General features: G+C 61.3%; 24 protein-coding genes, 2 tRNA genes and 2 pseudogenes. 12 read left to right on the top strand and 16 right to left on the bottom strand.

Annotated features, from left to right (window positions below; all coding sequences use genetic code 11):
* Positions 1 to 36 precede the first annotated feature (36 nt).
* Together Q8O29_RS07270 and ppsA are read right to left on the bottom strand one after the other, a co-directional pair.
* Positions 37 to 1,176, bottom strand: coding sequence for an IS630 family transposase (locus Q8O29_RS07270; protein ID WP_305561396.1), 1,140 nt, complete (start codon positions 1,174 to 1,176; stop codon positions 37 to 39).
* A gap of 78 nt (positions 1,177 to 1,254) precedes the next feature.
* Positions 1,255 to 3,654, bottom strand: a complete 2,400-nt coding sequence (gene ppsA, locus Q8O29_RS07275; RefSeq protein ID WP_305561397.1) for a phosphoenolpyruvate synthase — start codon at positions 3,652 to 3,654, stop codon at positions 1,255 to 1,257.
* A gap of 169 nt (positions 3,655 to 3,823) precedes the next feature.
* Between ppsA and Q8O29_RS07280 the strand changes: the two genes are divergently transcribed.
* A complete protein-coding gene (locus tag Q8O29_RS07280; RefSeq protein WP_305561398.1) occupies positions 3,824 to 4,645 on the top strand; it encodes a pyruvate, water dikinase regulatory protein in 822 nt (273 codons plus the stop codon).
* 192 nt (positions 4,646 to 4,837) lie between these two features.
* Here the strand turns inward: Q8O29_RS07280 and modC are convergent, their stop codons facing one another.
* Genes modC through modA form a run of 3 tightly spaced genes read right to left on the bottom strand, consistent with a single transcriptional unit; the run spans position 4,838 to position 7,368 of the window.
* Positions 4,838 to 5,914: a molybdenum ABC transporter ATP-binding protein gene (gene modC, locus Q8O29_RS07285; protein ID WP_305561399.1), complete on the bottom strand. Its 1,077-nt coding sequence runs from the start codon at positions 5,912 to 5,914 to the stop codon at positions 4,838 to 4,840.
* Entirely contained in the window at positions 5,911 to 6,600 is a 690-nt protein-coding gene (gene modB / locus Q8O29_RS07290; protein ID WP_305561400.1) for a molybdate ABC transporter permease subunit, read from the bottom strand. The genes modC and modB overlap by 4 nt, the downstream gene beginning before the upstream one ends.
* Positions 6,601 to 6,612: 12 nt before the next feature.
* Positions 6,613 to 7,368, bottom strand: a complete 756-nt coding sequence (modA, locus tag Q8O29_RS07295; protein WP_305561401.1) for a molybdate ABC transporter substrate-binding protein — start codon at positions 7,366 to 7,368, stop codon at positions 6,613 to 6,615.
* A gap of 82 nt (positions 7,369 to 7,450) precedes the next feature.
* Between modA and Q8O29_RS07300 the strand changes: the two genes are divergently transcribed.
* The 9 genes and pseudogenes from Q8O29_RS07300 to hemP all read left to right on the top strand — a co-directional run bounded on the left by Q8O29_RS07300 (position 7,451) and on the right by hemP (position 14,128).
* Positions 7,451 to 8,215, top strand: a complete 765-nt coding sequence (locus Q8O29_RS07300) for a TOBE domain-containing protein (RefSeq protein WP_305561402.1) — start codon at positions 7,451 to 7,453, stop codon at positions 8,213 to 8,215.
* 207 nt (positions 8,216 to 8,422) lie between these two features.
* Entirely contained in the window at positions 8,423 to 8,986 is a 564-nt protein-coding gene (ahpC, locus tag Q8O29_RS07305; protein ID WP_305561436.1) for an alkyl hydroperoxide reductase subunit C, read from the top strand.
* 100 nt (positions 8,987 to 9,086) lie between these two features.
* Positions 9,087 to 10,658 (top strand): annotated as a pseudogene (gene ahpF, locus Q8O29_RS07310) (alkyl hydroperoxide reductase subunit F).
* A gap of 192 nt (positions 10,659 to 10,850) precedes the next feature.
* Positions 10,851 to 11,327, top strand: coding sequence for a bacterioferritin (gene bfr, locus Q8O29_RS07315; RefSeq protein WP_305561403.1), 477 nt, complete (start codon positions 10,851 to 10,853; stop codon positions 11,325 to 11,327).
* A 238-nt stretch (positions 11,328 to 11,565) separates the two neighbouring features.
* Entirely contained in the window at positions 11,566 to 11,826 is a 261-nt protein-coding gene (locus tag Q8O29_RS07320; protein WP_305561404.1) for a bacterioferritin-associated ferredoxin, read from the top strand.
* A 112-nt stretch (positions 11,827 to 11,938) separates the two neighbouring features.
* On the top strand, positions 11,939 to 12,652 hold the full coding sequence (locus Q8O29_RS07325) for an energy transducer TonB (RefSeq protein ID WP_305561405.1): 714 nt from the start codon (positions 11,939 to 11,941) through the stop codon (positions 12,650 to 12,652).
* A 6-nt stretch (positions 12,653 to 12,658) separates the two neighbouring features.
* Positions 12,659 to 13,375, top strand: a complete 717-nt coding sequence (locus Q8O29_RS07330; RefSeq protein ID WP_305561406.1) for a MotA/TolQ/ExbB proton channel family protein — start codon at positions 12,659 to 12,661, stop codon at positions 13,373 to 13,375.
* Between the two features lie 24 nt (positions 13,376 to 13,399).
* Complete coding sequence (locus Q8O29_RS07335) at positions 13,400 to 13,813, top strand: biopolymer transporter ExbD (RefSeq protein ID WP_305561407.1); 414 nt, start codon at positions 13,400 to 13,402, stop codon at positions 13,811 to 13,813.
* A gap of 96 nt (positions 13,814 to 13,909) precedes the next feature.
* Positions 13,910 to 14,128, top strand: coding sequence for a hemin uptake protein HemP (gene hemP, locus Q8O29_RS07340; RefSeq protein ID WP_371134169.1), 219 nt, complete (start codon positions 13,910 to 13,912; stop codon positions 14,126 to 14,128).
* Positions 14,129 to 14,369: 241 nt separating this feature from the next.
* Here hemP and Q8O29_RS07345 read toward each other — a convergent pair whose 3' ends face one another.
* Positions 14,370 to 14,777 carry a heme-binding protein gene (locus Q8O29_RS07345; protein WP_305561408.1) on the bottom strand — a complete coding sequence of 136 codons (408 nt, stop codon included), beginning with the start codon at positions 14,775 to 14,777 and terminating at the stop codon, positions 14,370 to 14,372.
* A 193-nt stretch (positions 14,778 to 14,970) separates the two neighbouring features.
* On the opposite strand from Q8O29_RS07345, the gene Q8O29_RS07350 reads away from it, so the two are divergent.
* Positions 14,971 to 15,657 (top strand): Bax inhibitor-1/YccA family protein, encoded by a 687-nt coding sequence (locus tag Q8O29_RS07350; protein WP_305561409.1) that lies wholly within the window; start codon positions 14,971 to 14,973, stop codon positions 15,655 to 15,657.
* Positions 15,658 to 15,708: 51 nt separating this feature from the next.
* Here the strand turns inward: Q8O29_RS07350 and rlmD are convergent, their stop codons facing one another.
* From rlmD to surE, 4 genes are all read right to left on the bottom strand, one after another.
* Positions 15,709 to 17,190, bottom strand: coding sequence for a 23S rRNA (uracil(1939)-C(5))-methyltransferase RlmD (gene rlmD / locus Q8O29_RS07355; RefSeq protein WP_305561410.1), 1,482 nt, complete (start codon positions 17,188 to 17,190; stop codon positions 15,709 to 15,711).
* A gap of 145 nt (positions 17,191 to 17,335) precedes the next feature.
* Positions 17,336 to 18,214 carry a peptidoglycan DD-metalloendopeptidase family protein gene (locus Q8O29_RS07360; RefSeq protein ID WP_305561411.1) on the bottom strand — a complete coding sequence of 293 codons (879 nt, stop codon included), beginning with the start codon at positions 18,212 to 18,214 and terminating at the stop codon, positions 17,336 to 17,338.
* 126 nt (positions 18,215 to 18,340) lie between these two features.
* A complete protein-coding gene (locus Q8O29_RS07365) occupies positions 18,341 to 19,270 on the bottom strand; it encodes a protein-L-isoaspartate(D-aspartate) O-methyltransferase (RefSeq protein WP_371134170.1) in 930 nt (309 codons plus the stop codon).
* Complete coding sequence (gene surE / locus Q8O29_RS07370; RefSeq protein WP_305561413.1) at positions 19,210 to 20,016, bottom strand: 5'/3'-nucleotidase SurE; 807 nt, start codon at positions 20,014 to 20,016, stop codon at positions 19,210 to 19,212. Before surE ends, Q8O29_RS07365 begins: the two co-directional genes overlap by 61 nt.
* Before the next feature lie 108 nt (positions 20,017 to 20,124).
* On the opposite strand from surE, the gene Q8O29_RS07375 reads away from it, so the two are divergent.
* Complete coding sequence (locus Q8O29_RS07375; RefSeq protein WP_305561414.1) at positions 20,125 to 21,099, top strand: NADPH:quinone oxidoreductase family protein; 975 nt, start codon at positions 20,125 to 20,127, stop codon at positions 21,097 to 21,099.
* Between the two features lie 92 nt (positions 21,100 to 21,191).
* Here Q8O29_RS07375 and Q8O29_RS07380 read toward each other — a convergent pair.
* The 6 genes and pseudogenes from Q8O29_RS07380 to Q8O29_RS07405 form a co-directional block, all read right to left on the bottom strand.
* A tRNA-His gene (locus Q8O29_RS07380) sits at positions 21,192 to 21,267 on the bottom strand.
* A 54-nt stretch (positions 21,268 to 21,321) separates the two neighbouring features.
* Entirely contained in the window at positions 21,322 to 23,232 is a 1,911-nt protein-coding gene (locus Q8O29_RS07385; RefSeq protein WP_305561415.1) for a SurA N-terminal domain-containing protein, read from the bottom strand.
* Positions 23,233 to 23,332: 100 nt separating this feature from the next.
* Positions 23,333 to 23,408: transfer RNA gene (locus Q8O29_RS07390), tRNA-Val, on the bottom strand.
* A gap of 25 nt (positions 23,409 to 23,433) precedes the next feature.
* On the bottom strand, positions 23,434 to 23,706 hold the full coding sequence (locus Q8O29_RS07395) for an HU family DNA-binding protein (protein WP_007874140.1): 273 nt from the start codon (positions 23,704 to 23,706) through the stop codon (positions 23,434 to 23,436).
* Positions 23,707 to 23,967: 261 nt separating this feature from the next.
* Complete coding sequence (locus Q8O29_RS07400) at positions 23,968 to 25,068, bottom strand: tartrate dehydrogenase (RefSeq protein ID WP_305561416.1); 1,101 nt, start codon at positions 25,066 to 25,068, stop codon at positions 23,968 to 23,970.
* A 14-nt stretch (positions 25,069 to 25,082) separates the two neighbouring features.
* Positions 25,083 to 25,627 (bottom strand): annotated as a pseudogene (locus Q8O29_RS07405) (alpha/beta hydrolase); the annotation flags it as partial.
* Between the last annotated feature and the right edge of the window lie 50 nt (positions 25,628 to 25,677).

The following is a 25,677-nucleotide window of genomic DNA, read 5'->3' on the forward strand; positions in this document are numbered from 1 at the left end:
GCCGCTAGTAGTTAGTTCCATTAAAGCAATTACGTACTAAACGACGCCAAGATCGAACTTATTCCATCGAAAAACGACAGGCGATGCGTTGATTTCAGCTATCCCTTTGAGGATGCGGGTTTTTAGTTCCTCTTTGGACTTGACACGAATGTGGCGCAGAAAGGTTCTTGCCATTTTTGAGAATACGCATTCAATTAAATTGAGCCAGGAACCATGCTTGGGCGTGTGCACGTATTCGAAGCGTCCGGGGCGAGTGCCCAGATAGGCCACGGTCTCCTTGGAGATGTGCGCCGAGTGGTTGTCCAGCACCACTCGGATGACAGCGTCTGGTGGGTAATGGTCATCGATTTTTTTGAGTAGGCCGATGAACTCCACACTGCGATGGCGGTCCTCTACGTTGGCAAAAATATGCCCTGAGTGCAGATCGATACCCGCCAGGATTGAAACCGTGCCACGGCGTACGTACTCGTAGTCGCGTGAAAAGGTTGACGCCTTGCCTGGCACGGGTGACAAGTCCGGTGCCGTCAACCCGATGGCCTGAACACCGGGCTTCTCATCGACGCTCACACTGTAGATGGGATTCGGGCGTGCGTCATGAACGGCGCCTTCCTGGTAAATCGAGATGTCCCGATAAACCATCAAAACCTCCTGCATCTTGCGATCGAACTCAGGGTCGCGCTTTTCCAGGTAATAGCGAATCTTGTGGGGCTTGATGTCGTTGCCGTCAAGGATGCGCCACACGGTGCTCTTGCCTGCGTTGGCCAATCGGGCAAAGCCTGCGCCCTGAGCGCGTTCGCACACAAATTTGGCCAACCCGGAGATTGACCACAACTCGGCAGCCAACCCATGATCCTTGGGCTTGGTACACGCCAGAGTCACCACCCACGCTTTGGCTTCGTCGGTGATTTCGGGTTCGTGTGGGCGGTGGTATTTGTCCTTCAAGCCCATCTGCGCACCTGCGGCAAGGGCCTTATCAATGCATTTGTAGATCATCGGACGCCCAACGCCAAGTTGGCGTTGCAGCTCCGTGATCGTCTTGCCAGCCGCGTAGCCCAGCATCACCTTGGCGCGCTCGACCTCTCGGGTTGCGGCAGTTCTCGATCCTGCCAATTCCTTGAGCATCGCTTCCTGCGCCTGAGAAAGAATCAGTGCCGCACGTCCAGATTTCCTTGCCATAATCCGCCTCCGTCAAGAGTTGCAAATGAATTATGGCAATTATCTGCTATTATGTAACTGTATTGTTGGAACGAACTACTAGTTGGCCAGTTGCTTCCAGGTCGCAATCACCGTGTCGGGATTGAGCGACAGCGAACCGATGCCCTCGTCCTTGAGCCATTGCGCAAAGTCAGGGTGGTCGCTGGGGCCCTGGCCGCAGATGCCAACGTATTTGCCCTGGCGCTTGCACGCCTGGATGGCGCGACTGAGCATGGCCTTGACCGCCGGATCGCGCTCGTCAAAGTCCTCGGCCAGGATGGCCAAGCCGGAGTCGCGGTCCAGGCCCAGGGTGAGCTGGGTCAGGTCGTTGGAGCCAATCGAGAAGCCGTCGAAAAATTCGAGGAACTCGTCGGCCAGGATGGCATTGCTCGGCACCTCGCACATCATGATCACGCGCAGGCCCTGCTCGCCGCGCTTGAGGCCGTGTTGGCCCAACAGGTCGGTGACTTTTTTGGCCTGGCCCAGGGTCCGCACAAAAGGCACCATGACCTCGACATTGACCAGGCCCATGTCGTCGCGCACGCGCCTGAGCGCTTCGCATTCCATCGCAAACGCCTCACCAAAATCGGGACTCAGGTAGCGCGATGCGCCGCGAAAGCCCAGCATCGGATTTTCTTCTTCGGGCTCATAACGCGAGCCGCCGATCAGCTTGCGGTACTCATTGGACTTGAAGTCCGACAGGCGCACGATGACCGGCTTGGGCCAGAAAGCCGCGGCGATGGTCGCCACGCCTTCGGCCACCTTGTCAACGTAAAAAGCGCGCGGCGAGGCATGGCCGCGGGCCACGCTTTCGACCGCCTTTTTCAGGTCGGCATCGACATTCGGGTAGTCCAGAATCGCCTTGGGGTGCACGCCGATGTTGTTGTTGATGACAAACTCCAGCCGCGCCAGGCCGACGCCGTGGTTGGGAATCTGGCAGAAATCAAAAGCCAGTTGCGGGTTGCCGACGTTCATGGTGATCTTCAGGTCAATCGGCGGCATCTCGCCGCGCTGCACCTCGGTCACCTCGGTTTCCAGCAGGCCGTCGTAGATGTTGCCGGTGTCGCCCTCGGCGCAGCTCACGGTGACCAGCATGCCGGTCTTGAGTGTTTCGGTCGCATCGCCGCAGCCGACCACCGCCGGAATGCCGAGTTCACGCGCGATGATGGCCGCGTGGCAGGTGCGCCCGCCGCGGTTCGTCACGATGGCGCTGGCGCGTTTCATGACCGGCTCCCAGTTCGGGTCGGTCATGTCGGTCACCAGGATGTCGCCGGGCTGGACCTGGTCCATGTCCTTGATGTCGTGCACGATGCGCACGGCACCGGTGCCTATCTTCTGCCCGATGGCGCGCCCTTCTGCCAGCACGGTGCCGGTGCCCTTGAGTTTGTAGCGCAGCTCGGCCTTGCCCTTGGACTGGCTTTTGACCGTTTCGGGACGCGCCTGCAGGATGTAGAGCTGGCCGTCGGTGCCGTCCTTGCCCCACTCAATGTCCATGGGGCGGCCATAGTGGTCTTCGATGATCACGGCATAACGCGCGAGCTGCTCGACATCGGCGTCGCTCAGCGAGTAGCGGTTGCGCAGCTCGGCCGGCACGTCGGTGGTCTTGACCAGCTTGCCACCGGATTTTTTCTCTTCCGCCGTGGTGAACTCCATCTGCAACAGCTTGCTGCCCAGGTTGCGGCGGATCACGCAGCGCTTGCCGGCCTTGAGCATGGGCTTGTGCACGTAGAACTCGTCCGGATTGACGGCGCCCTGCACCACCGTTTCGCCCAGGCCGTAGCTGGAGGTGATGAACACCACGTCTTCAAACCCGCTTTCGGTGTCGATGGTAAACATCACGCCGGCCGCGCCCAGGTCGCTGCGCACCATGCGCTGCACCCCGGCCGACAGGGCCACGTCGGCATGGGCAAAACCCTGGTGCACGCGGTAGCTGATGGCGCGGTCGTTGTACAGGGAGGCAAACACCTCTTTCATCTTGTGCAGCACGTCTTCGATGCCCACCACGTTCAAAAAAGTTTCCTGCTGGCCCGCGAAAGATGCATCAGGCAAATCCTCGGCGGTGGCCGATGAGCGCACCGCAAAACTGGCCGGCGCATTGCCGGCGCTCAGGGTGGTAAAACTTGCACGAACGGCCTGTTCGAAGTCGGAGGGGAAAGGTTGGGCTTCAACCAGCGCGCGAATTTTGCTGCCAGTCTCGGCCAGTGCCCGCACGTCGTCGGTGTTGAGCGCGTCGAGCAGCGCGTTGATTTTCTTGTCCAGGCCACCCTCGGCCAGGAACACGCGAAAGGCGTGGGCGGTGGTGGCAAAGCCGGTCGGCACCCGCACGCCCTGGGGGCCGGTGGGCAGTTGCGAGATCATCTCGCCGAGGCTGGCGTTTTTACCGCCGACGGCCTCGATATCCGTCATTCTCAGGTTTTCAAACGGTACGACCAGGGCGGTCGGCTCAAAAAGGTTGGACATAAAAATACTCCGGGAGGTTTAAAAACCGGGGACGGGCGCATGCACGGCGGGCAACCTTGTTGGTGTTCGAAGGGGTTGGGGCGGGACATGGCGGGGAATATCGGGATAATTGCCCCCATTGTAGAGGTCGCCCTGCCCGGCGGCCTGTCACCACCCTGACCGGCCGCCCATGTCCAACCGCACTGTTTTTTTCATCTCCGACGGCACCGGCATCACAGCCGAAACCTTTGGCAACGCCATCCTGGCGCAGTTCGAGTTCAAGCCGCGCCATGTGCGCCTGCCTTTCATCGACAGCGTGGACAAGGCGCACCAGGCGATTCGCCAGATCAACCACACGGCCGAGCTCGAAGGCAGCAAGCCGATTGTCTTCACCACGCTGGTCAACATGGAAATCCTGGAGGTGCTCAAGGCCGACTGCCACGGCATGCTGCTGGACATGTTCGGCATGTTTGTGGCGCCGCTGGAAACCGAACTGGGCCTCAAGTCCAACCACCGGGTCGGGCGTTTTTCGGACGCCTCCAAGAGCAAGGAGTACGACGACCGCATCGAGGCCATCAACTTCTCGCTGGCGCACGACGACGGCCAGAGCAACCGCGACCTGGCCGGATCCGACGTGATCCTGGTCGGCGTCAGCCGCAGCGGCAAGACACCGACCTCGCTCTACCTGGCGATGCAGTACGGGCTCAAAGCGTCCAACTACCCGCTGATCCCGGAAGACTTCGAACGCCGCCAGTTGCCGTCGGCGCTGGTGCCGCACCGCAAAAAAATTTTTGGCCTGACGATTGCGGCCGAGCGCCTGGCGCAGATTCGCAACGAACGCCGGCCCAACTCCAAGTACGCGAGCCTGGAGAACTGCCGCGACGAAATCCACGAAGCCGAAGCCATGATGCGGCGCGAAGGCATACGCTGGCTGTCGACCACCACCAAGTCGATCGAGGAGATCGCCACCACCATCCTGCAGGAGATTCGGCCGGAGCGGCTGGAGTACTGAGGCGGCGCCTCAAGCGCTCTGCTTTTAATAGCTGCTTGTGCCCGCCAGATATGGGCTACAGGCACTTTTGAAGCACAAAATCCGGAAACAACCACGCCTGTCAACCGATGGGTACTCGTGTTTCTGTATCAAATCGGTCTCCAGCCCATACCAGTCGTGCGCTGACAGCTATATATTTGATAGCAAATCACCTTAACCCAGCACCGCCACGCCCTTGACCTGCGCATAGACCCGGCTCCCCCGCTGCAGCTCCAGCGCTGCCCCCGACTTGCGCGTGATGCGCGCCAGCAGCGTGCTGCCGCCGGCGTTCAGGCTGACCATGAGCTGGCCGGGGCTGTCATCGGCCAGGCCGGTGACGGTGGCTGCAAACACATTGAGCACACTGCTGCCCTGCTGCGGCTGCAGGCTCAAGCTGACATCGCGCGCCTGGATGCGCAAGCGCACGCGCTGGCCGGGCTGCAGCGCCTGGCTGGGCAGGCTGATCTGGCCGCCCAGAAATGCCAGGTGGCTCAGCTGCCAGGCTGGCTCCAGGTGCGTCACCGTCGCGTCGATCACGGCCGCCGCCGCATCGCCGTGCGCCAGCGGCAAGTCGAGCCGGGTCATCAGCTCGCGCGCCGGGCCGGCCGCGCTGATGCGACCGGCTTCCAGCAACACCAGATGATCGGCCAGGCGCGCCACCTCATCGGGCGCGTGGCTCACATACAGGATGGGGATGTCCAGTTCGGTATGCAATTTTTCCAGGTAAGGCATCACGTCGGCCTTGCGCTGCAGGTCCAGCGCGGCCAGCGGTTCATCCATCAGCAGCAGGCTGGGGCTGGTGGCCAGCGCTCGGGCGATGGCCACGCGCTGGCGCTCACCGCCCGACAGCGTGTCGGGCCGGCGCTGCATCAATAGGCCGATGCCAAGCAGTTCGACCGCCTGCTCAAGCGCGACCCGACGCCGCGCGGCGGGAACCCGACCCAGGCCGTAGTCAAGATTGCGCCGCACGTCCAGGTGCGCGAACAAGCTGGCTTCCTGAAAAACAAAGCCCAGCGGACGACGATGCACCGGCATAAAAATTCGCGCCGCATCGTCTTGCCAGACCTCGCCATTGACCACCAGGCGCCCTCTATCGACGCGCTCCAGTCCGGCAATGCAACGCAGCAGCGTTGTCTTGCCGGAGCCCGAAGGACCAAAAAACGCCGTGACACCGCGCGCCGGCAAGCTGAACGACACCTCCAGTAAAAAGCCGTCGAAAGCCTGACTGAACGCCCCCTCGATGCCGCTCATGCGCCCTGCCTGCGGCGCCGCCGGCCCGTTGGCTGCAAGATGTAAAGCGCCAGCAACACGAGAAAGGAAAACACCAGCAGCCCGCCGGCCAGCCAGTGTGCCTGCGCGTATTCCAGCGCCTCGACATGGTCGTAGATCTGCACCGACAGCACCCGCGTCTGGCCGGGGATGTTGCCGCCCATCATCAGCACGATGCCGAACTCGCCCACGGTGTGGGCAAACCCCATGACGGCAGCCGTCAGGTAGGCGGGACGCGCCAGCGGCAGCACCACCGTCAAAAACGTGTCCAGCGGCGAGGCCCGCAGCGTGGCCGCCACTTCCAGCGGACGGTCGCCAATCGCTTCAAAAGCGTTCTGCAGCGGCTGCACCACAAACGGCAAGGAGTAAAACACCGAGCCAACCACCAGCCCGGCAAAGCTGAACGGCAGCAGGCCCCAGCCCAGCGATTGCGTGAGCGCACCGACCGGCCCCTGCGGCCCCATCAGCACCAGCAGGTAAAACCCCAGCACCACCGGCGGCAACACCAAAGGCAGCGCCACCAGCGCACCGATGGGCCCCTTGAGCCAGGAGCGCGTGCGCGCCAGCCACCAGGCCAGCGGCGTCCCCGCCAGCAGCAGCACCAGCGTGGTGGTGCCGGCCAGTTTGACTGTCAGCGCGATGGCCTGAAGAGCTGTGTCGTCCAGCATGCCGACGTGACCTCAGGGCTGGTAGCCGAAAGAGCGGATCACCGCCCTGGCTTTGTCGGTTTTCAGGAACGCCACCAAAGCGATGGCGGCGGGGCTGTCCTTGCCCTTGGCCAGCAGAACGGCATCCTGGCGAATCGGGCTGTGCAAGGTCTCCGGCACGATCCAGGCTGAGCCCGACGTGAGCTTGCCGCCTTGAACCACCTGCGACAGCGCCACAAAACCAAGCTCGGCATTGCCGGTGGAGACAAAGCTGAACGCCTGGCCTGTACTTTCGCCGGTCACCAGTTTGCGCTCAAGCGCCGCCATCACGCCCAGCCGCGTCATGGTTTCCACCGCCGCCGCGCCATACGGCGCGAGTTTGGGTGCGGCAATCGCCAGCTTGCTGAATTGGCCTTTTTTCAACACTTCGCCCTGCGCGTCCACCACACCTGGCTGCGCCGACCACAGCGCCAGCCTGCCGGTGGCATAGGTGAAGCGACTGCCCTTGACGCCGGTGCCGTTCTGCTCGAGCTTTTTCGGCGTTTCGTCGTCGGCGGACAGAAACACTTCGAAAGGCGCGCCGTTGCTGATCTGCGCGTAAAACTTGCCGGTAGCGCCGAAGGACAACACCGCCTTGTGGCCGGTGTTCTTTTCAAAATCAGCGGCGATGACTTTCATGGGGGCGGTGAAGTTGGCCGCCACCGCGACCTGAACGTCGCCGGCAAGAGCCGGCGCGGCCAGGCACAGCAACAGCCATGCGGGCAGGATACACAGGGATTTAAAGGTCATAAACACTCCGGAGTCAGAACAGTTTTTCGTTATTCTATTTTAGAATAGCGATGCCTGCCGTGGCCCACACCACCATCGACATATGAAAAAATCCGTCCCCGCCGCACTGTCTTTCAGCAGCGCCCTCAGCCATGAGCCTGCCGACAAACGCATCGATATCTTGCGCCTGATCGGAGAAAGTGGCTCGATCTCGCAGGCTGCGCGCGATGCCGGGGTCAGCTACAAGGCGGCCTGGCAGGCCATCGACACCCTGTCCAATCTGGCCGGCGGCATGCTGGTGCAGCGGGCCGTCGGCGGCTCAGGCGGTGGGGGCGCCCTGCTCACCGACGCCGGCCGGCAATTGTTGGCCGTCGCCGGCCGGCTGGCCGAATCACGCCGGCAGGTGCTGGCCAGCGCTGCGGCGGAGCCTGACTCGCCCGTGGTGTCCCCCATGGGCGTGCGCACCAGCATGCGCAACCAGTTTCCCTGTCGGGTGGACAAGCTGGAGGCGAAAGGCCAGACGGTCCGCGTGTTTCTGCAACTGGCGGATGGGACAGCGCTGGTGTCACGCATCACCAAAGCCAGCGCCGAACTGCTGGGACTGGAAAAGGAACAGGCGGTGCTGGCACTGTGCAAGGCGACGGCGGTGGCCATCACCCTTCAGGATGCCGGCCGCGCAGGCGACCAATACCTGACCGGCCGCGCCATGCGCATCAGCCGGAGCGCAAGCGGCGACGAGGTGTCCTTGCTGCTGGACGCAGGCCTGCAACTGGTGGGTTTTGCCGCGCCCGGCAGCGGCATCAAAGCCAAAACACGGGTGAACGCGTTGATTGACGAGTCGGCCGTGGTGATCGCACTGCCTGCTTGAGCCACGCAGCGCCTGGCCGCTGGCTACAGGCGGACTGCTGACCCATGGAGGCGAAGATTGTATGAGAGTAATTCTCATTAAACACCCATCCCCATAGCCATATCAAATGCGATGAATAAATTCAATTGATTGGATTAGTCATCCAGCGGCCTTAAACTAGTCATGTCATTTAACTTTTTGTCATTTATCAATAGAGGAAACCCGTAAATATCCGTGATCAGTACCGAAATCAAGCCTTTCAAAGCCAGCGCCTACAAAAACGGCAAGTTCATCGAGGTGTCCGACGCTGACGTCAAAGGCAAATGGGCGGTGTTCTTCTTCTACCCTGCCGACTTCACCTTTGTCTGCCCGACCGAACTGGGCGACGTGGCCGACCACTACGAAGAGTTTCAGAAAATGGGCGTTGAAATTTACTCCGTGTCGACCGACACGCATTTCACGCACAAGGCCTGGCACGACAGTTCGGAAACCATCGGCAAGATCCAGTACACGATGATTGGCGACCCGACCGGCACCCTCACCCGCAACTTCGACAACATGCGCGAAGCGGAAGGCCTGGCCGACCGTGGCACCTTCATCGTGGACCCGCAGGGCATCATCCAGGCCATCGAAGTGACCGCCGAAGGCATCGGGCGCAACGCCTTCGGGCTGCTGCGCAAGGTCAAGGCCGCGCAGTACGTGGCCGCCCACCCCGGTGAAGTCTGCCCCGCCAAGTGGGAAGAAGGCAAGGCAACACTGAAGCCTTCGTTCGACCTCGTCGGCAAAATCTAACTGCGCCTTCACAAAGTCCGGGCGATGCACACCGTGGTGTGTGTCCCGGACTTTTTTGTTCCCTGTTGACACGATATTGACCTTGAGAAGTGAGTCCGCCATGCTCGACGCCGACACCAAAGCCCAACTGAAAACCTACCTCGACCGCGCCACACAGCCGATAGAGATCGTCGCCTCGCTCGACGCCGGCAAGGCCTCGGGCGAGCTGCTGTCGCTGCTGAAAGACGTGGCCGACTCGTCGCCGCTGGTCAAGCTGACCGAAAGCCGCGACGACCCGCACCGCAAACCCTCGTTTTCCATCAACCGTCCGGGCGAAAACCACGGCCCGCGTTTTGCCGGCCTGCCCATGGGCCATGAATTCACCTCACTGATTCTGGCGCTGCTGCAGATCGGCGGCTACCCGCCCAAGGTCGAGCAGGCCGTACTCGACCAAATCCGCGCGCTGGACCGCGACCTCGACTTCGAGATTTACGTCTCGCTGACCTGCCACAACTGCCCCGATGTGGTCCAGGCATTGAACCTGATGGCGGTGCAGAACCCGCGCATCCGCGCCACCATGATTGAAGGCGGCACCTTCCAGGACGAGGTCAAAGAGCGTCAAATCATGGCGGTGCCCACAGTTTTTCTCAATGGCACCGAGTTCGGCCAGGGCCGCATGAGCCTGGAGGAAATCCTCGCCAAGATCGACACCAGCGGTGGCGCACGCGAAGCCAAAAAGATTGATGCAAAAGACCCGTTTGATGTGCTGATCGTCGGCGGCGGCCCGGCCGGCGCTGCCGCGGCTGTGTACGCCGCGCGCAAGGGCATACGCACCGGCGTGGCGTCGGAGCGTTTCGGCGGCCAGGTGCTGGACACCCTGGGTATCGAGAACTTCATCTCGATCAAGGAGACCGAAGGCCCGAAATTCGCGCACGCGCTGGAAGAACATGTGCGCAACTACGACGTGGACATCATGAACCTGCAACGCGCGAAGGCGCTGATCCCCAACACCGGGCCGGGCAAGGATTTGATCGAGATCTAGCTGGAAAGCGGCGCCACGCTCAAGAGCAAGTCGGTGATCATCTCGACCGGCGCGCGCTGGCGCAACATCAACGTGCCCGGCGAACACGAGTTCAAGAACAAAGGCGTGGCCTACTGCCCGCATTGCGACGGCCCGCTGTTCAAGGGCAAGCGCGTGGCGGTGATCGGCGGCGGCAATTCGGGCGTTGAAGCGGCGATTGACCTGGCCGGCATCGTCGGCCATGTGACACTGATCGAGTTCGACACCGCGCTGCGCGCCGACGCCGTGCTACAGCGCAAACTGATGAGCCTGAAAAACGTCGATGTGTTCACCAACGCACAGACCACCGAGATCACCGGCGACCAGAAAGTCACCGGCCTGGTCTACAAGGACCGCGCCAGTGGCGAGCTCAAATCTGTGCCGCTTGAAGGCGTGTTCATCCAGATCGGCCTGGTGCCCAACACCGACTGGCTCAAGGGTGTGGTGGAGCTCTCAAAACACGGTGAGATCATTGTCGATGCCAAAGGCCAGACCTCGCTACCCGGCGTTTTTGCTGCCGGCGACGCCACCACCGTGCCCTTCAAGCAGATCATCATTGCGGCCGGCGACGGTGCCAAGGCCGCGCTCGGTGCGTTTGACTACCTGATCCGCAGTCCCGCGACCGCGCACTGAGCGGCCACACGCCCTCCCCGGCAAAGCCCGCCTCCGACGGGCTTTGCCTTTTTTTCGCGTCAGCGGCCTGCGCCAAATGCGAACGTTTATCACACTCACACACAAGCAAACCGCTGGCGTGTGGGAATGCTTGAGTTAGCTTGTCTGTCGGGGGACAATTGCGCGTCCAAACATAAACAAAAGAGGAATGCCATGAAAGGCGACGCACAAGTCATCACCCATCTTCAGGCCCAGCTCAAGAACGAGCTGACCGCCATCAACCAGTACTTCCTGCACTACCGCATGTACAAGCACTGGGGTCTGGACAAGCTGGCGAAGAAGGAATACGAGGAGTCCATCGGCGAGATGAAACACGCCGACAAGCTGATGGACCGCATCTTCATGCTCGACGGCCTGCCGAACCTGCAGGATCTCGACAAGCTGATGATTGGCGAGGACGTGCCAGAAGCACTGAACTGCGACCTGAAGGCCGAAACCGGCGCACAGGCGACCATCAAGGCCGGCATGGCGCATTGCGAAAGCGTGCGTGACTACGTTTCACGCGATTTGCTGCAGGGCATCCTCGACGATACCGAGGAACACATTGACTTTCTGGAAACCCAGATCGAACTGGTCGGCAAAATCGGCCTGCAAAACTACCTGCAAAGCCAGATGGGCGAGTTGAGCTGACGCGGCGTCTTGCCGGTGCAACACACAAACGGGGCCTGGCCCCGTTTTTTCATGCCTGAAAACAACGCGCCGGTGTGATGGCAGATGCTCGCTTTTTTATAGCAATTGGCAGGAAAAACCACGCTCCGGAGCGCAAAAAACCTGCGTGCAGCCACGGATATTGCAAGAATATAATTGCAAATGCGACAGATTCGCATTTATAATCAAATCAACAAATTACCAACCAGCAAGCCAATCCATGATTGTTTGTGTCTGCCGCCGAATCTCTGACCGCGAAATTGCCCGTCACGTCCGTGCCGGGATGGGCTTTGACGAGATCCAGTTCGAACTGGGTGTCGCCACCCAGTGCGGCCAGTGTGAAGGCTGCGCGCGTGATGTTGTCGCGCAATGCAGCGGCACCTGCCCGACAGCACACATCCGCAAGCTCGCCATTCATCCTCTGGAAGGCAGCGCATGGAATCCTCCCTCACCTTGTTTGCAACTCTCGCCGGCAGCCTGATCTTCGCGGTCGGCCCGCTCTGGTGGATTTTTCGCCCTTGACAGGCCTCGCCGGCGGACGCTGCGCTTTTGCGCCTGCATCCCCTTGGGCCTGAACAGGCTCTAAACTCCTGATGAACGCCCCAGCCCTTTCGACTCCTTCCCTTGCCACCGTGCGCAAACCCCTGAACCGCAACCTCGTGATTGCCACCAGCGTGGTCGTCTTTCACGTCGCGGTGTTGTGGGCGATGCAGAACGGCTTGCTGCGCCGCACGGCTGAAATCGTGGTGCCGGCCGAAATTTTGACCCGCATCATCGAGATTGAGCCACCCAAGGTCGCGCCACCCCCTCCCCCTCCCCCACCACCACCGCCGCCCCAACCGGCGCCCAAGGCGCCGAGCCCGCCACCCCTGCCGGTGGCTGTCCGTGCGCCGGTGCCGACTCCAGCGCCGAATGCGCCCGCCGGCGTGGTCGAACCGCAGCCGCCTGCGCCGCCGATTCCCGCCCCGCCCGCACCACCGGCGCCCACGCCGCCTGCGCCACCCGCGCCGCCACGTCTGGTCGAAGTGACCCAGGGCGAGACCGAATACATCCGGCCCCCGCGTGTGGTCTACCCTTCGCTGAGCAAGCGCAATGGCGAAGCCGGTGTGGTGGTCATCGCCGTGTATTACAACGCCGCAGGCCGTCCCGTGCGGGGCAGCGTCTTCAAGTCCAGCGGCTTTGAGCGCCTGGACCGCGCAGCCTACGAGGCGGTGATGGCCTCGCAGGTCACCCCTTTTCGCCGTGCAGGTACCGATGCCAACACCGAGTACCTGCTCAAGGCCCCGATTAATTTTGTTCTGGAGTAAGCATTTATGAATTCACAATTTGGCTTGATGAGCGTCTGGACGCAGGGCGACTTCGTCACCAAGGCGGTAGCCATCCTGCTGATCGGCATGTCGCTTGCGTCGTGGATCGTCATCATCATCAAGACGCTGGACTTGCTGACCTACAAAAAAGTCGCCAGCAGCGCCGAAGACTTCTGGCACAGCGAAGACTTTGCCGCAGGCCTGGCCAAACTCGGCAGCGACCCGGCCAACCCTTTCCGCCAGCTCGCCATCGAAGGCCGCGAAGCCACCGCCCATCACCGCAACACCAAGGCGCACCTGCATGACGCGCTGGACGTCAGCGACTGGGTCACGCGCAGCCTGCGCAACACCATGGACGAGTTCACCTCGCGCCTGCAGTCGGGGCTGGCGATTCTGGCTTCGGTCGGCTCCACCGCGCCCTTCATCGGCCTGTTTGGCACGGTCTGGGGCATTTACCATGCGCTGCTGGCCATAGGCACGGCAGGCCAGGCGACCATCGACAAGGTGGCCGGCCCGATTGGCGAGGCGCTGATCATGACGGCGCTGGGCCTGGCAGTCGCGATTCCGGCTGTGCTCGGCTACAACGCGCTGGTGCGCGGCAACAAAGGCGTGCTGCAGCAGCTAAGCCGCTTTGCGCACGACCTGCACGCCTACTTCGTCACCGGCGCACGCGTCAGCAGTGCGGGCGGCCCGGCCAACGTCGTGCCGATGAAAAAAGCCTGACATCGACAACAAGCGAGACACACCATGGCCTTTGGAACACAGGACGACACCGACGATGTCATGAACGAGATCAACATGACGCCCCTGGTGGACGTGATGCTGGTTTTGCTGATTATCTTCATCATCACCGTGCCGGTGATGAAACACTCGGTCAATATTGACCTGCCGCGCGCCACCAACGAGGCGCAAATCGTCAAGCCCGAAACCATGCGCCTGACGGTGGACGCCCAGGGCAGCTACTACATCAACGAGGCGCCGATAGCCGACAAGGATCTGGCGCCGCGCATGCAGGCAGCCGCTGCGCAGAACCCGCAGCCCGAGCTGCACATCCGCAGCGACAAAGCCGTGCGTTATGAACGTGTGGCCCAGGCCATGGCCACAGCCCAGGTGTCGGGTCTGCGCAAAATTGGCTTCATCACCGAGCCCGACACGCCCTGAGAGCGCAAATCTTGCCGTAAAAAATTCAGGGCTTTGTGTTGACTTTTAATTGCGAATAATTATCATTACGGTATTGACCAGAAACAGGTAAACACCATGTCCCTAGCTCTTCACGCCACAACCCTGAGCCTGCCTTCCCGCCCAGCCCGTCAGCCAGACCTGTCCATGCCTTCCGCCTCGGCGCGCAGCGAGTTCGGCAGTGCACTGGAAAGCACCGATATCCTGCGCGGCCAGAAAGCCGTGGCGATCAAGCACAACGGCCTGACTTATCGCCTGCAGGCCACGCGCCTGGGCAAGCTGATCCTGACCAAATAGGCGCTACACACCCAGTTTCATCGTGGGGCGATCCGAGGCTTACCCAAGCCTCACAGATCGTTTTTTGCCAGCCAGACCTGGGCGTCAGTGCCCATGCAGTAGCCAGGCTTTTTTTCTCCACACCCCATGCAAAAACCGACCTGAGGGTCGGTTTTTTAATGCCAAATCGGGCTCCAGCCCATGCACCACAAGCGCAAGCAGCTATCCATTCGATAGCAAACAGCGCCTGCCCGGCAAAGACTTACAGCCCGATCGCCGCCATGCCGGCACGTGCGATCTGCGCATCTTCGCTGGACTTCACGCCGCTGACACCGACCGCGCCCAGGCACTGACCGTCCTTCATGATGGGCACGCCGCCTTCCAGCATGCCCTTGAGATCGGGCGCGCTCAGAAACGAGAAACGCCCGCCGTTGATCATATCTTCGTAGATTTTGGTTTCGCGTCGTCCCATGGCGGCGGTATTGGCCTTGGCTGGTGCCAGGTGAGCCGATATCGGCGCCGCACCATCAAGGCGCTGTAGGTGCAGCAGATGACCGCCGTCGTCCACAATCGCAATCGTCACCGCCCAACCGTTTTGGGTCGCCTCTGTGGCGGCGGCACTGGCCATGGCCTGTACATCGGAGAATTCAAGCACTGCTTTAGATTTCATGTTTTTCCGGAGTTTTGATGCAAAAGCGCAAGCATACGCAAGTTTCGGTATGCGCCAACAAACCATTGCATGCCTTAAAACTTATAGAACCCTGACAAAAAGGAAGCAGTCTGAGGGGTTAATCCCTTGAAAAATCTCGTGCGCCCCTAAAATAGAGATGCCCGCATATGCAGGCCAAAACGGAGATGACTTCATGAATGACAATGTTCAAACCCTAGACAACAGCTACCTTGCCTCGGCGCAGCAGCGGAACCGGGTTTTGCGCAACACTTACTGGCTGCTGGCACTGAGCCTGCTGCCCACCGTGCTGGGCGCCTGGGTTGGCGTGGCCACGGGTATTACCGCCTCGCTCAGCGGCGGACTTGGCCTGGTGGTTTTTCTGGGCGGTGCGTTCGGTTTTATTTTCGCGATTGAAAAAACCAAAAACTCGGCCGCCGGTGTGCCGGTGCTGCTGGCTTTCACCTTCTTCATGGGCCTGATGCTCTCGCGCATGATAGGCATGATTCTGGGCTTCAAAAACGGCTCTGAACTGATCATGACCGCCATGGGCGGCACGGCCGGCATTTTCTTCGTCATGGCCAGCGTGGCCAGCGTCATCAAGCGCGACTTGTCTGGCATGGGCAAATGGCTGTTTGTCGGCGCGCTGGTGGTCATGGTGGGCAGCATCGTCAATGTGTTTGTCGGCTCCAGCGCTGCCATGATGGCCATCTCGGTTGCGGTGATCGGTATTTTCAGTGCCTACATGCTGTATGACCTGAAGCGAATCATTGACGGCGGCGAGACCAACTACATCACCGCCACACTGGCTCTGTACCTGAGCATGTTCAACGTGTTCCAGGCGCTGCTGGCCTTGCTCGGTATGGGTGGTGATCGCGAGTAATCCGCTTCGCTCCGGATGGAAACAAGGGGGCCACTGGCCCCCTTTTCCGTTTCAGGCTGGATTCACATCAAAAACCGCGATTGATTCCACATGCGCGGTGTGCGGAAACATGTTGACCACACCGGCTGCCGTGCAACGGTAACCCGCATCCGTGACCAGCACCCCCGCGTCACGCGCCAGGGTCGCCGGGTTGCAGCTCACATACACGATGCGTTTGGGCGGCTGCCAGTCGCCCAGCACCAGGCTTTGCTGCTGCCCGGCGTCGTCGCAGGGCACGCCGGTCAGCGTTTGCTGGTGCAGCGCAGCCAGCGATTTGAACAACTCATAGGCGCCCTCGCGTGGCGGATCAACCAGCCATTTGTCGGCTGCGCCGTGTTTCACCAGCGCACCGGGTGTGATTTCAAACAGGTTGCTTGCTACAAATTTGGTAGCTGCCAGCGCATGTCCGCCGTGGGCTGAGGCCTTGTTTGCCTCATAATTTTCACGCGAACGGGCAACCAGCACCTCGCTGCCCTCAATGCCCAGCACCGAGCGCGCGCGGGTGGCCAGCGGCAAGGTGAAGTTGCCCAGGCCGCAAAACCAGTCGATTACACGCTCATGCGGCAACACGTCCAGCAAGCGCAGCGCGCGCGACACCAGCACCTGGTTGATATGCGGATTGACCTGGGTGAAATCTGTCGGTTTGAAAGGCATCAACACGCCAAACTCGGGCAGGCCGTAACCGAGCACCGGCCCGCCCGCATCGAGCAAATGCACCGTCTCCAGCCCGCCGGGCTGCAGCCACCACTGCAAGCCGGGGTGCGCTGCCGCAAAACTGCGCAGCCGGGCCAGGTCTTCGCCAGAGAGCGGCTCCATGTGGCGCAGCACCAGCGCCGTCACCGCGTCGCCACAGGCCAGCTCGATCTGTGGCAAGGTCTCTTTGGCGTCCATGCCGGCGATCAGCGCGCGCAGCGGCAGCAGCAAATCGCTCACATGCCGGGGCAACACATGGCACTCGCGCATGTCGGCGACATAGCCGCTTTTGCGCTCATGAAAACCGACCAGCACCTCGCCTTTCTTGCGCACATAACGCACCGACAAGCGCGCCCGGTAACGGTAGCCCCAGGCCGGGCCTTCGATGGGCCGCATCACGGTTTCGGCCCTGAGTTTGCCCAGATGCCAGAGGTTGTCTTCCAGCACCCGCTGCTTGACGGCCACCTGCGCGCCCACATGCAGGTGCTGCATCTTGCAGCCGCCGCAAGCTCCGGTGTGCAGGCCAAAGTGCGGGCATTGCGGGCGCACACGCTGCGAAGACTCGCGCAGCACCGCCATCAGCGTGGCTTTTTCAAAACTGGGTTTCTTGCGATAGACGCTGGCGCTGACGGTCTCAAACGGCAGCGCACCGTCTATGAAAACCACCTTGCCGTCGTCGCGGTGTGCAATGCCCTGAGCTTCGATATCGAGCGACTCCACCGTGAGGATGTCGAGCGGGTAGTTTTCGGCGGGTGTGGCAGCCGGCTGCTGTGGCGGTTTGTTCTGTTTTCTTCGGGACATGCACCCATTGTCTCAGGCTGTGCAGACTCAAACGCGAGGAACATTGAGCGTCATGTCTCTTGACTACAAAGGCCACGTTTGCAGCAAGTACAGGCACAAAAAAGCCCTGCAACACAGGGCTCTTTTAAGACCATCATCAACCGGCTTATTTGGCGGGCAGGTACTTCGCTGGGTCCACGGGTTTGCCCTGGCGGCGGATTTCAAAATGCAGCTTCACGCGGTCCGCGTCGCTGCTGCCCATTTCGGCAATTTTCTGCCCCCTGCGCACCGACTGGTCTTCCTTGACCAGCAGGGTCTGGTTGTGCGCGTAAGCAGTCAGGAAGGTGTTGTTGTGTTTGAGAATGATCAGGTTGCCGTAGCCGCGCAGACCAGCACCGGCATACACAACGCGGCCGTCGGCAGAAGCCATCACGGTATCGCCGGCCTTGCCCGCAATGTCCATGCCCTTGTTTTTGGCCTCGTCGAAGCCCGCAAGCACCGGGCCCTGCGCCGGCCAGATCCAGGCCAGGTCCTCGTCGCCGCCAGCGGCTGCGGGTGCCGCAGGCTTGGGCGCGCTTGCCGCCTGTGCCGGTGCGCTGGCCGCTGACGCCGGGCTGACCGGCGTGACCGAGCCAGAAGTCACGGGACGGGCCACGGCCACCGACTCTGGCGGGACCACACGCAATACCTGGCCGACTTCGATCAGGTTGGGGTTCTCAAGGTTGCTCCAGCGACCGATATCGCGCCAGTTCTGGCCGGTGTCCAGGCCGATGCGAATCAGCGTGTCACCGGGTTTGACTGTGTAATAACCGGGTTTGCCGGCGTTCTCAAAGCCGGGCAGCGGCTTCACGCCTGCATCGACCGCCACGATTGGCGCGCGCGACATGCCGGTACCACGGTCTTCAACAGGCGCACGGTTGAGGCCACGCGTGCTGCAAGCCGCCACCAGCAGCACGGCGGCCGCCAGCAGGCAGCTCAGAGCCAGGCGAGCGGCGCCCCTGCCGGCGCGGGGCGCTTCAAGAGCCGTGGGAGAAAACGCTGCCATGGGGATGATCCCTGCTTGTTGATTCATTGTTCTATTCACCTTTTCCAAATTCTGCGTGTTGCCACCCTATGACGCCAGATGCTGACTTTGGTTCAGGATGCCCAGTGTGCGCTTTTGCCACTCGGGCTAACTTGTTCCCGATTTTAGAGGCACAAAGTGCACCGCTTCCAGAACCGTCTGGGTCACGCCCTGCGCGGTCTTGTCGAGCAGCACCAGCGCCTGGCCGCCGCCGGCCCCACCAGCGATGTGCATGGGCGCGACCAGGCGGCCACCGACGGCGAGCTGTTCAACCCAAGCGGTCGGAATCGCTTCGCCGCCGGCCGCCGCAATGATGGCCGCATAAGGTGCGCCCTTGGCATAGCCCACCATGCCGTCGCCGAACAGCAGGTGCACATTGGCCAGCCGGAAGGCACGCAGGTTCTCGCGCGCCTTGTCGTGCAGGCCGCGCAGGCGCTCGATGCTGTAGACCTCGGTCGCCAGTTCGCCCAGCACCGCAGCCTGGTAGCCGCAGCCGGTACCGATCTCCAGCACCCGGCCCAGCTTGCCGGCCGGGCTGCCCGCGCCCTGGCGCAGCAGTTCAAGCATGCGCGCCACCACATTGGGCTTGGAGATCGTCTGGCCCAGGCCGATCGGCAGGCTGGTGTCTTCATAGGCCTGGTTCACCAGCGCGGTATCGACAAAGCGGTGGCGCTCGACATGGCCCATGGCGGCCAGCACCTGCGCATCGGAAATGCCCTGCGCCGCGAGTTTGTGCACCATGCGCGCCCGCACTGCGCGCGAGTCCAGGCCAACACCGCTGGGCAAAGCGGCCTTGGCCGGCATTTTTTGATCGAAAATGCCTGTAGCCCTTTCCGGATGGGCGCGATGAGCTATCTTTTTGGTAGCAGATGGGGTGCCCGCATCAATTTCCAGCCGCACCGGGAAGCCTGGCCTTTTGGCAACGGGCTTGGCCGCTGCCGTGCCCGAAGAAGTCAAAGGCGGCTTGACCGGCGGCTTCATGCCGCAGCCGGAGCAGTGGTGCTGCCGTGCGTGAGTTTGGCCGCAGTCTGCGCCCAATAAGGCAGTCGCTCGTGGTCGGTCAGGTCCACCTGGAGCGGCGTGATGGCGACAAATCCCTGCTTGGTTGCAAAAAAGTCGGTGCCCTCGCCCTCTTCCTTGGCCGGCCCCGCGCCGCCTATCCAGTACATGGTTTCGCCGCGCGGGCTGGTCTGCGTGATCACCCGCTCAGCCGCATGGCGCCGGCCCAGGCGGCAGACCTTGTAGCCCTGAAGCTGATCGTCAGGCAGGTTGGGAATATTCACATTCAGCAGCCAGGGCGCCACCGTTGGCAAGGCGCCTTCGGAGATTTTTTCGAGCGAGGGGATCAGTTGCTGCACCAGGTCGCGCGCGCGCCGGCCGGCCGCATCGATGTGGCCCCAGCCTTTTTCGGTCTGCGAAAACGCAATCGACGGAATGCCGAACAGATAACCTTCCATGGCCGCGCCGACGGTGCCCGAATAAATTGTGTCGTCGCCCATGTTGGCGCCGTTGTTGATGCCTGATACCACCAGGTCGGGCCGATAGCCCAACAGCCCGGTCAGTGCAATGTGCACACAGTCGGCGGGCGTACCGTTGATGTAGCGAAAACCGTTGGCCGCCGTCTGCACGTACATCGGCGAGTGCAGGGTCAGTGCGTTGGATTTGGCGCTGTTGTTCTGCTCGGGTGCCACCACCTCCACATCGGCGATGTCTTTCAGGGCCTCGTACAGGGCGATGATGCCGGAGGCCTGGTAGCCATCGTCGTTGCAGATAAGAATTTTCATGGATTGATTTTAAGGTCTCAAGGGTGACAAACCGGGGGCATGCCGCGTCTATTTGGGTGCGCAACCTGCCTATGATGTCTCAACCCTGATTCCAACGGAGACACCCCCATGCATGCCTGGCTTTGTGAAGACCCCACCGGCGTAGACGCCCTGACCTGGAAAGAGCTGCCCACGCCCGAACCGAAAGCCGGCGAGGTGCGCATCGCCATCAAGGCGGCCAGCCTGAACTTTCCGGACCTGCTGATCGTGCAGAACAAGTACCAGATGAAACCAGCGCTGCCGTTTGTGCCGGGTTCCGAATACGCTGGTGTGGTTGAAGCTGTCGGCGAGGGTGTCAAACACCTGAAAGTCGGCCAGAACGTCGCCTGCCTGTCGGGCACCGGCGGTTTCGGCACGCACACCATCGCGCCGGCCGCGCTGTGCATGCCGCTGCCCGATGGTTTTCCGCATGTCGACGCGGCCGCCTTCATCATGATTTACGCGACCTCGCACCACGCGCTTGTGGACCGCGCACAACTCAAGGCCGGTGAAACCGTGCTGGTGCTGGGCGCGGCTGGCGGCGTCGGCACTGCGGCGATCCAGATCGCCAAGGCGCTGGGCGCGAAAGTGATCGCCGCAGCCTCGACCGATGAAAAATGCGCGCTGTGCAAGTCGATAGGCGCCGACGCCACTATCAACTACAGCACCGAGAATCTGCGCGAAGCGATCAAGGCCCTGACTGATGGCAAAGGCCCTGACGTGATTTACGACCCGGTGGGCGGTGAGTTCGCCGAGCCAGCTTTCCGCTCCATCGCCTGGCGCGGGCGCTACCTGGTGGTGGGTTTTGCTTCGGGCCCGATTCCCTCGCTACCGCTGAACCTGACCCTGCTCAAGGGCGCCTCCATCGTCGGCGTGTTCTGGGGCGGCTTCGCCAAGAATGAGCCGAAAGCCAGCGCCGCCGCCATGGCCGAGCTGGCCCAGTGGTATACCCAGGGCAAAATCAAGCCGGTCATTGACCGCACCATGCCCATGGCCGAACTGAAGGCCGCCTATGCGCACATGGGCTCGCGCGGGGTCAAGGGCAAGCTGGTGATGGTGAACTGAGTAGCAACAGCCGATCAAAAAAAAGCCCCTGGATCAGGGGCTTTTTTTTCGCTAGCGTCGCTTGCGGCGACCAGATTTCTGGAGCTAAATACTGGGGTGGCTGATGGGGCTCGAACCCACGACAACAGGAATCACAATCCTGGACTCTACCAACTGAGCTACAGCCACCGGAACCTCAAATTATAACGAGAACTGTGCGCTTTCTCCGCTTTGCGCGCGGCTTTAAGCGCCAAGCTTCTGTTCGGCAGGCCGCGGCACCTTGATGTCGGCCTTGAAGCGCTCTTTCAGGATGTTGTAGTAGGCCAGGCTTTCCGCTGAGGTCCACCACTGGGTGTACTGGGTATGCTCCTGCTGGGCCAGCGCTGCCGCAGGGGCCGCGCGCGGCAACACCTTGAGCACCTTGACCACCGCATAACCTTGAGCACCCAGGTCCACACCCACCAGCGCCGGCAAGGCAGTGGTATCGGCACTGAGCGCAGCCTTCAGCGCTGCAACGGGCAACTGCTGCGCCTGCTCTCGCGAAATCACCACGGCAGCGGGCAAGGCAGCGGCGGCGGGGTTGGCCTTCCAGGCAGCGAGCTTTTCAGCGCCATCCTTGCGCGCCATCTCAGCCCCGCGCTGCTGCTGCAGGCGCTCGCGTACGCGGTCTTTCACTTCGGCCAAAGGCAAAGCCCGCGCCGCCGTGTGCTGCGTGATGCGGCCCGACACGAGCTGGTTGCCGCCAAGGTCCAGCGCTTCAGTATTGCGCTTTCTCTCCACTGCATCCGGCGAGAACAGCGCTTCAAGAAACTTGGGGTTGCCCAATGCGCCGGTGGCGCCAGCGGCCGGCGTACGGGTCAACTTACTGGCGGTTTTGACTTCGAGCTTCAGGCGTTCGGCAATCGGACGCAAGCTGTCTGACTGTTCGTACACCGCATTGCTGAATGCCTCAGCCGTTTCAGCGAATTTTTTCTGCGCCTGCTGCTGCCGCAATTCGGTCTCTAACGCAGGCTTCATCTCTTCAAAGGTCTTCTGTTTGGGCGCCTTGATGTCGGTAAGCTTGATGATGTGATAGCCGAACTCGGTCTCCACCACCTCGCTGATGTCGCCTTTTTTCATCGAAAACGCTGCGTCGGCAAACGGCTTGACCATGGCCTTGCGGGAAAAGAAATCAAGGTCGCCGCCATTGGCGGCGGAGCCGGTGTCGCTGGAGTTTTTTCGGGCCAAGTCGGCAAACGAGTCCGGCGCCTTTTTCACGGCGGCCAGCAATTGCTCGGCTTTTTCTTTGGCTTTCTGGCGATCCGCCGCCGCTGCAGAGGCCGGCGACTCGATCAGAATATGGCTGGCGCGGCGTTCTTCATTGCCCGCGAGTTGGGCGGTGTTTTGTTCGTAGTAGGTCTTCAGGTCTTGCTCATTGAGCGTGATGCCCTGGGTCACAGCGTCCATGTTGAGCACGGCGTATTCGATGTCCACCTGCTCGGGCGCCTGGAACAGGGCCAGGTTGTCTTTGTAGAACTGCGCCAGTTCGACCTCACTCGGATTCACCTTGGCTGCGTAATCGGGGGTATTGAACCGCGCCACCTGCACCTCACGCTTTTCAAAAAAAGCATTGAGCGACACATCCGCCGCAGCCTTGGCCGCGAAGCCGCTGGCGGCAACGCCCAGCATCACCTGCCGCGTCGCGAGCTCGGAACGCAGGCCGGCTTCGTAGGCCTCCGGCGTCATGCCCGTCTGCGACAGGAAGCCGGCACGGTCAAACTTGCCATCGGGCAATCTGAAAGCTGCAATCGCTTTGTCTTCAGCATACAGCCGCTGCAGCTTCTGGTCCGGAACCACCAGGCCACTCTGGGCGGCCGCTGCGGCAAACACGCGGTCGCGCACCAGGCGCTCCAGCGTGCCGTATTTGGCCTCTGGGGAATCCAGCAACTTGGCATCGAGGGTGGGCATGGAAGCGCGCAGGCGGTTCACCTCGTTCTGGTGTGCCATGTCCCAATCGGTCTGCGAGATGTCCCGGCCATCGACGCGTGCGACCACGGCCGTGTTTTGCTCCGAACGGCTATAGCCGTCCAGGCCAAACAGTACAAAGGACGGAACAATCAGCAAAAACAGCAAGCCCATGGTGACCTTGGTGTGCTTGCGAATGAATTCAAACATCTCGAACTTCCTGTGCAGCCGTCAACCGGCAGTGATAAAAAATTTTACGCCCGCCATCCATAAAAAAAGGCGAACCGTTTGTTCGCCTTTGTTCAGTTTCTGGTGGGTGCTGACGGGCTCGAACCGCCGACCTACGCCGTGTAAGGGCGCTGCTCTACCAACTGAGCTAAGCACCCCACCTCAACTTTTACTTCTTCTGCATCAGTTCAGGGCGTCCTTGAGCGCTTTGCCTGGACGGAACTTGGGCACCTTGGCTGCCTTGATTTTAATCGCATCGCCGGTACGCGGGTTGCGGCCAGTGCGGGCCGCACGTTTTCCGACTGCAAAAGTGCCAAAACCCACCAGAGACACGGAGCCTCCTTTTTTCAGGGTTGTTTTGACTGCGCCAATGGTTGACTCCAGCGCGCGCGTGGCGGCCGCTTTGGAAATATCAGCATGTTTGGCAATGTGCTCGATCAGTTCAGTCTTGTTCACAAGGAGCCCCTCGTTGATAAAGTTAATCTGGTTGTCTCTTGAAATATCTCCCCTGGACACCTGTAAAAAGATAACAGCGGGAGGCGGCATGTGCAGATCGTCTGCTGCGTCCAATTAGAGCCATGGACTCCAACCGTGTCAAGACAACATCAGATTTTTACAACGTGCGGAGGCGGATTCTAGTCTTTTTTTTCACGCTTTCCCGACCTGTTCATAAGCACACCCTGTATTCGGGGATCCCACCAAGCAGGGCGTTTCGCCTCAGGCCAGCGCCTGTACGATGGCCTTGCCCACATCGGTGCCGCTCGCCGTTCCGCCGAGGTCGGGCGTACGCGGTGCACCGCTCTGGGGACTGAGCATTTTTTCAATCGCGGCGAGCACAGCGTCATGCGCATCCTTGTGGCCCAGGAATTCCAGCATCATCGCGCCGCACCAGATTTGACCGATCGGGTTGGCGATGTTGCGTCCCGCAATGTCGGGCGCCGATCCATGCACAGGCTCGAACAGCGACGGAAAATTGCGCTCCGGATTCAGGTTGGCACTGGGCGCAATACCGATGGTGCCGGTACACGCCGGGCCCAGGTCACTGAGGATGTCGCCGAACAGGTTGCTGGCCACCACCACATCGAAAAAGTCCGGGCGCTGGACAAAGTGCGCGGTCAGGATGTCGATGTGAAACTTGTCGAGTTTCAGGTCGGGATAATTTTTGGCCATCTCGGTCACACGCTCGTCCCAATAGGGCATGGTGATCGCAATGCCGTTGGATTTGGTGGCGCTGGTCAGGTGTTTTTTCGGCCGCGACTGCGCCAGTTCAAACGCAAACTTGAGCACGCGGTCCACACCAATGCGTGAAAAGACACTTTCCTGCATCACGATCTCGCGCTCGGTGCCGGCGTACATGCGACCGCCTATGCTGGAGTATTCGCCTTCGGTGTTCTCACGCACGATGTACATGTCGATCTCGCCGGGCAGGCGCGCGCTGCCGTCGCGGCGCACCACCGGCGCGATGATGCCGGGCATCAAACGCGCGGGCCGCAGGTTGATGTACTGGTCGAACTCGCGGCGAAACAGCAGCAACGAGCCCCACAGCGACACATGGTCGGCGATTTTTTCAGGCCAACCCACCGCGCCGAAATAAATCGCGTCGTGCCCGCCGATCTGGTCCTTCCAGTTGTCCGGCATCATCTGGCCGTGTTTCTCGTAGTAGTCCCAGCTCGAAAAATCGAAGTGGTCGAACTGCAGGTCAATGTTGAATTTCGATGCAGCAGCCTCCATCACACGAATGCCCTCGGGCATGGTTTCCTTGCCGATGCCGTCGCCGGCGATGACCGCGATTCTTTTCTTTGCTGTGCTCTTGTTCATGGTCCGTCCTTGGTTCAGGTGGTAAAAAAATTCAGCGCTTCGTCCAGCAGCAGGGCTGGCGCTTCTTCCGCAATATAGTGGCCGCAGGGCAGCGGCCGTCCCGAGACCTCGAGAGCGAGTTCACGCCACAAGGCCAGCACCTCAAAACATTGACCCACCGCGCCGTGTTCGCCCCAGAGCACCCGCAGAGGCTGGGCCAGCTTGCGGCCGGCAGCCATATCGGCGCGGTCATGGTCAAGGTCGATGCCAGCGGAGGCGCGATAGTCCTCGCAGATGCTTTCAGCAGTGCCCCGAATTTGTACGCAACGTTCGTACGCCGCCATCGCTTCGGGCGCAAACGCGGCCAGGCCGGCTGGCGCTTGCCCATCACGCTGCGGATGTAGCGCACCGGGTCCGCCTCTATCAAGGCTCCGGGCAAGGGCGGCGGCTGGATCAGGAAAAACCAGTGCCAGTAGGCGCGCGCAAACGCCTCGGTGGTACTGCTGTACATGGCCAGCGTGGGCGCAATGTCTAACAGCAGCATGCGCTGGACTGCTGCAGGATGGTCGGCCGCGAGGCGTGTCTTTGTGGTTTTCATGCGTGGACTGATTCTGCGCAATCGGAGGCGTC

The organism is Polaromonas sp., assembly GCF_030689685.1.
Taxonomy (GTDB): Bacteria; Pseudomonadota; Gammaproteobacteria; order Burkholderiales; family Burkholderiaceae_C; genus Polaromonas.

Coding starts and splice junctions, on each gene's coding strand:
- Q8O29_RS07270 (WP_305561396.1), bottom strand. CDS start 1,176: ATGGCAAGGAAATCTGGACGTGCGGCACTGATTCTTTCTCAGGCGCAG.
- ppsA (WP_305561397.1), bottom strand. CDS start 3,654: ATGTCCAACCTTTTTGAGCCGACCGCCCTGGTCGTACCGTTTGAAAAC.
- Q8O29_RS07280 (WP_305561398.1), top strand. CDS start 3,824: ATGTCCAACCGCACTGTTTTTTTCATCTCCGACGGCACCGGCATCACA.
- modC (WP_305561399.1), bottom strand. CDS start 5,914: ATGAGCGGCATCGAGGGGGCGTTCAGTCAGGCTTTCGACGGCTTTTTA.
- modB (WP_305561400.1), bottom strand. CDS start 6,600: ATGCTGGACGACACAGCTCTTCAGGCCATCGCGCTGACAGTCAAACTG.
- modA (WP_305561401.1), bottom strand. CDS start 7,368: ATGACCTTTAAATCCCTGTGTATCCTGCCCGCATGGCTGTTGCTGTGC.
- Q8O29_RS07300 (WP_305561402.1), top strand. CDS start 7,451: ATGAAAAAATCCGTCCCCGCCGCACTGTCTTTCAGCAGCGCCCTCAGC.
- bfr (WP_305561403.1), top strand. CDS start 10,851: ATGAAAGGCGACGCACAAGTCATCACCCATCTTCAGGCCCAGCTCAAG.
- Q8O29_RS07320 (WP_305561404.1), top strand. CDS start 11,566: ATGATTGTTTGTGTCTGCCGCCGAATCTCTGACCGCGAAATTGCCCGT.
- Q8O29_RS07325 (WP_305561405.1), top strand. CDS start 11,939: ATGAACGCCCCAGCCCTTTCGACTCCTTCCCTTGCCACCGTGCGCAAA.
- Q8O29_RS07330 (WP_305561406.1), top strand. CDS start 12,659: ATGAATTCACAATTTGGCTTGATGAGCGTCTGGACGCAGGGCGACTTC.
- Q8O29_RS07335 (WP_305561407.1), top strand. CDS start 13,400: ATGGCCTTTGGAACACAGGACGACACCGACGATGTCATGAACGAGATC.
- hemP (WP_371134169.1), top strand. CDS start 13,910: ATGTCCCTAGCTCTTCACGCCACAACCCTGAGCCTGCCTTCCCGCCCA.
- Q8O29_RS07345 (WP_305561408.1), bottom strand. CDS start 14,777: ATGAAATCTAAAGCAGTGCTTGAATTCTCCGATGTACAGGCCATGGCC.
- Q8O29_RS07350 (WP_305561409.1), top strand. CDS start 14,971: ATGAATGACAATGTTCAAACCCTAGACAACAGCTACCTTGCCTCGGCG.
- rlmD (WP_305561410.1), bottom strand. CDS start 17,190: ATGTCCCGAAGAAAACAGAACAAACCGCCACAGCAGCCGGCTGCCACA.
- Q8O29_RS07360 (WP_305561411.1), bottom strand. CDS start 18,214: ATGGCAGCGTTTTCTCCCACGGCTCTTGAAGCGCCCCGCGCCGGCAGG.
- surE (WP_305561413.1), bottom strand. CDS start 20,016: ATGAAAATTCTTATCTGCAACGACGATGGCTACCAGGCCTCCGGCATC.
- Q8O29_RS07375 (WP_305561414.1), top strand. CDS start 20,125: ATGCATGCCTGGCTTTGTGAAGACCCCACCGGCGTAGACGCCCTGACC.
- Q8O29_RS07385 (WP_305561415.1), bottom strand. CDS start 23,232: ATGTTTGAATTCATTCGCAAGCACACCAAGGTCACCATGGGCTTGCTG.
- Q8O29_RS07400 (WP_305561416.1), bottom strand. CDS start 25,068: ATGAACAAGAGCACAGCAAAGAAAAGAATCGCGGTCATCGCCGGCGAC.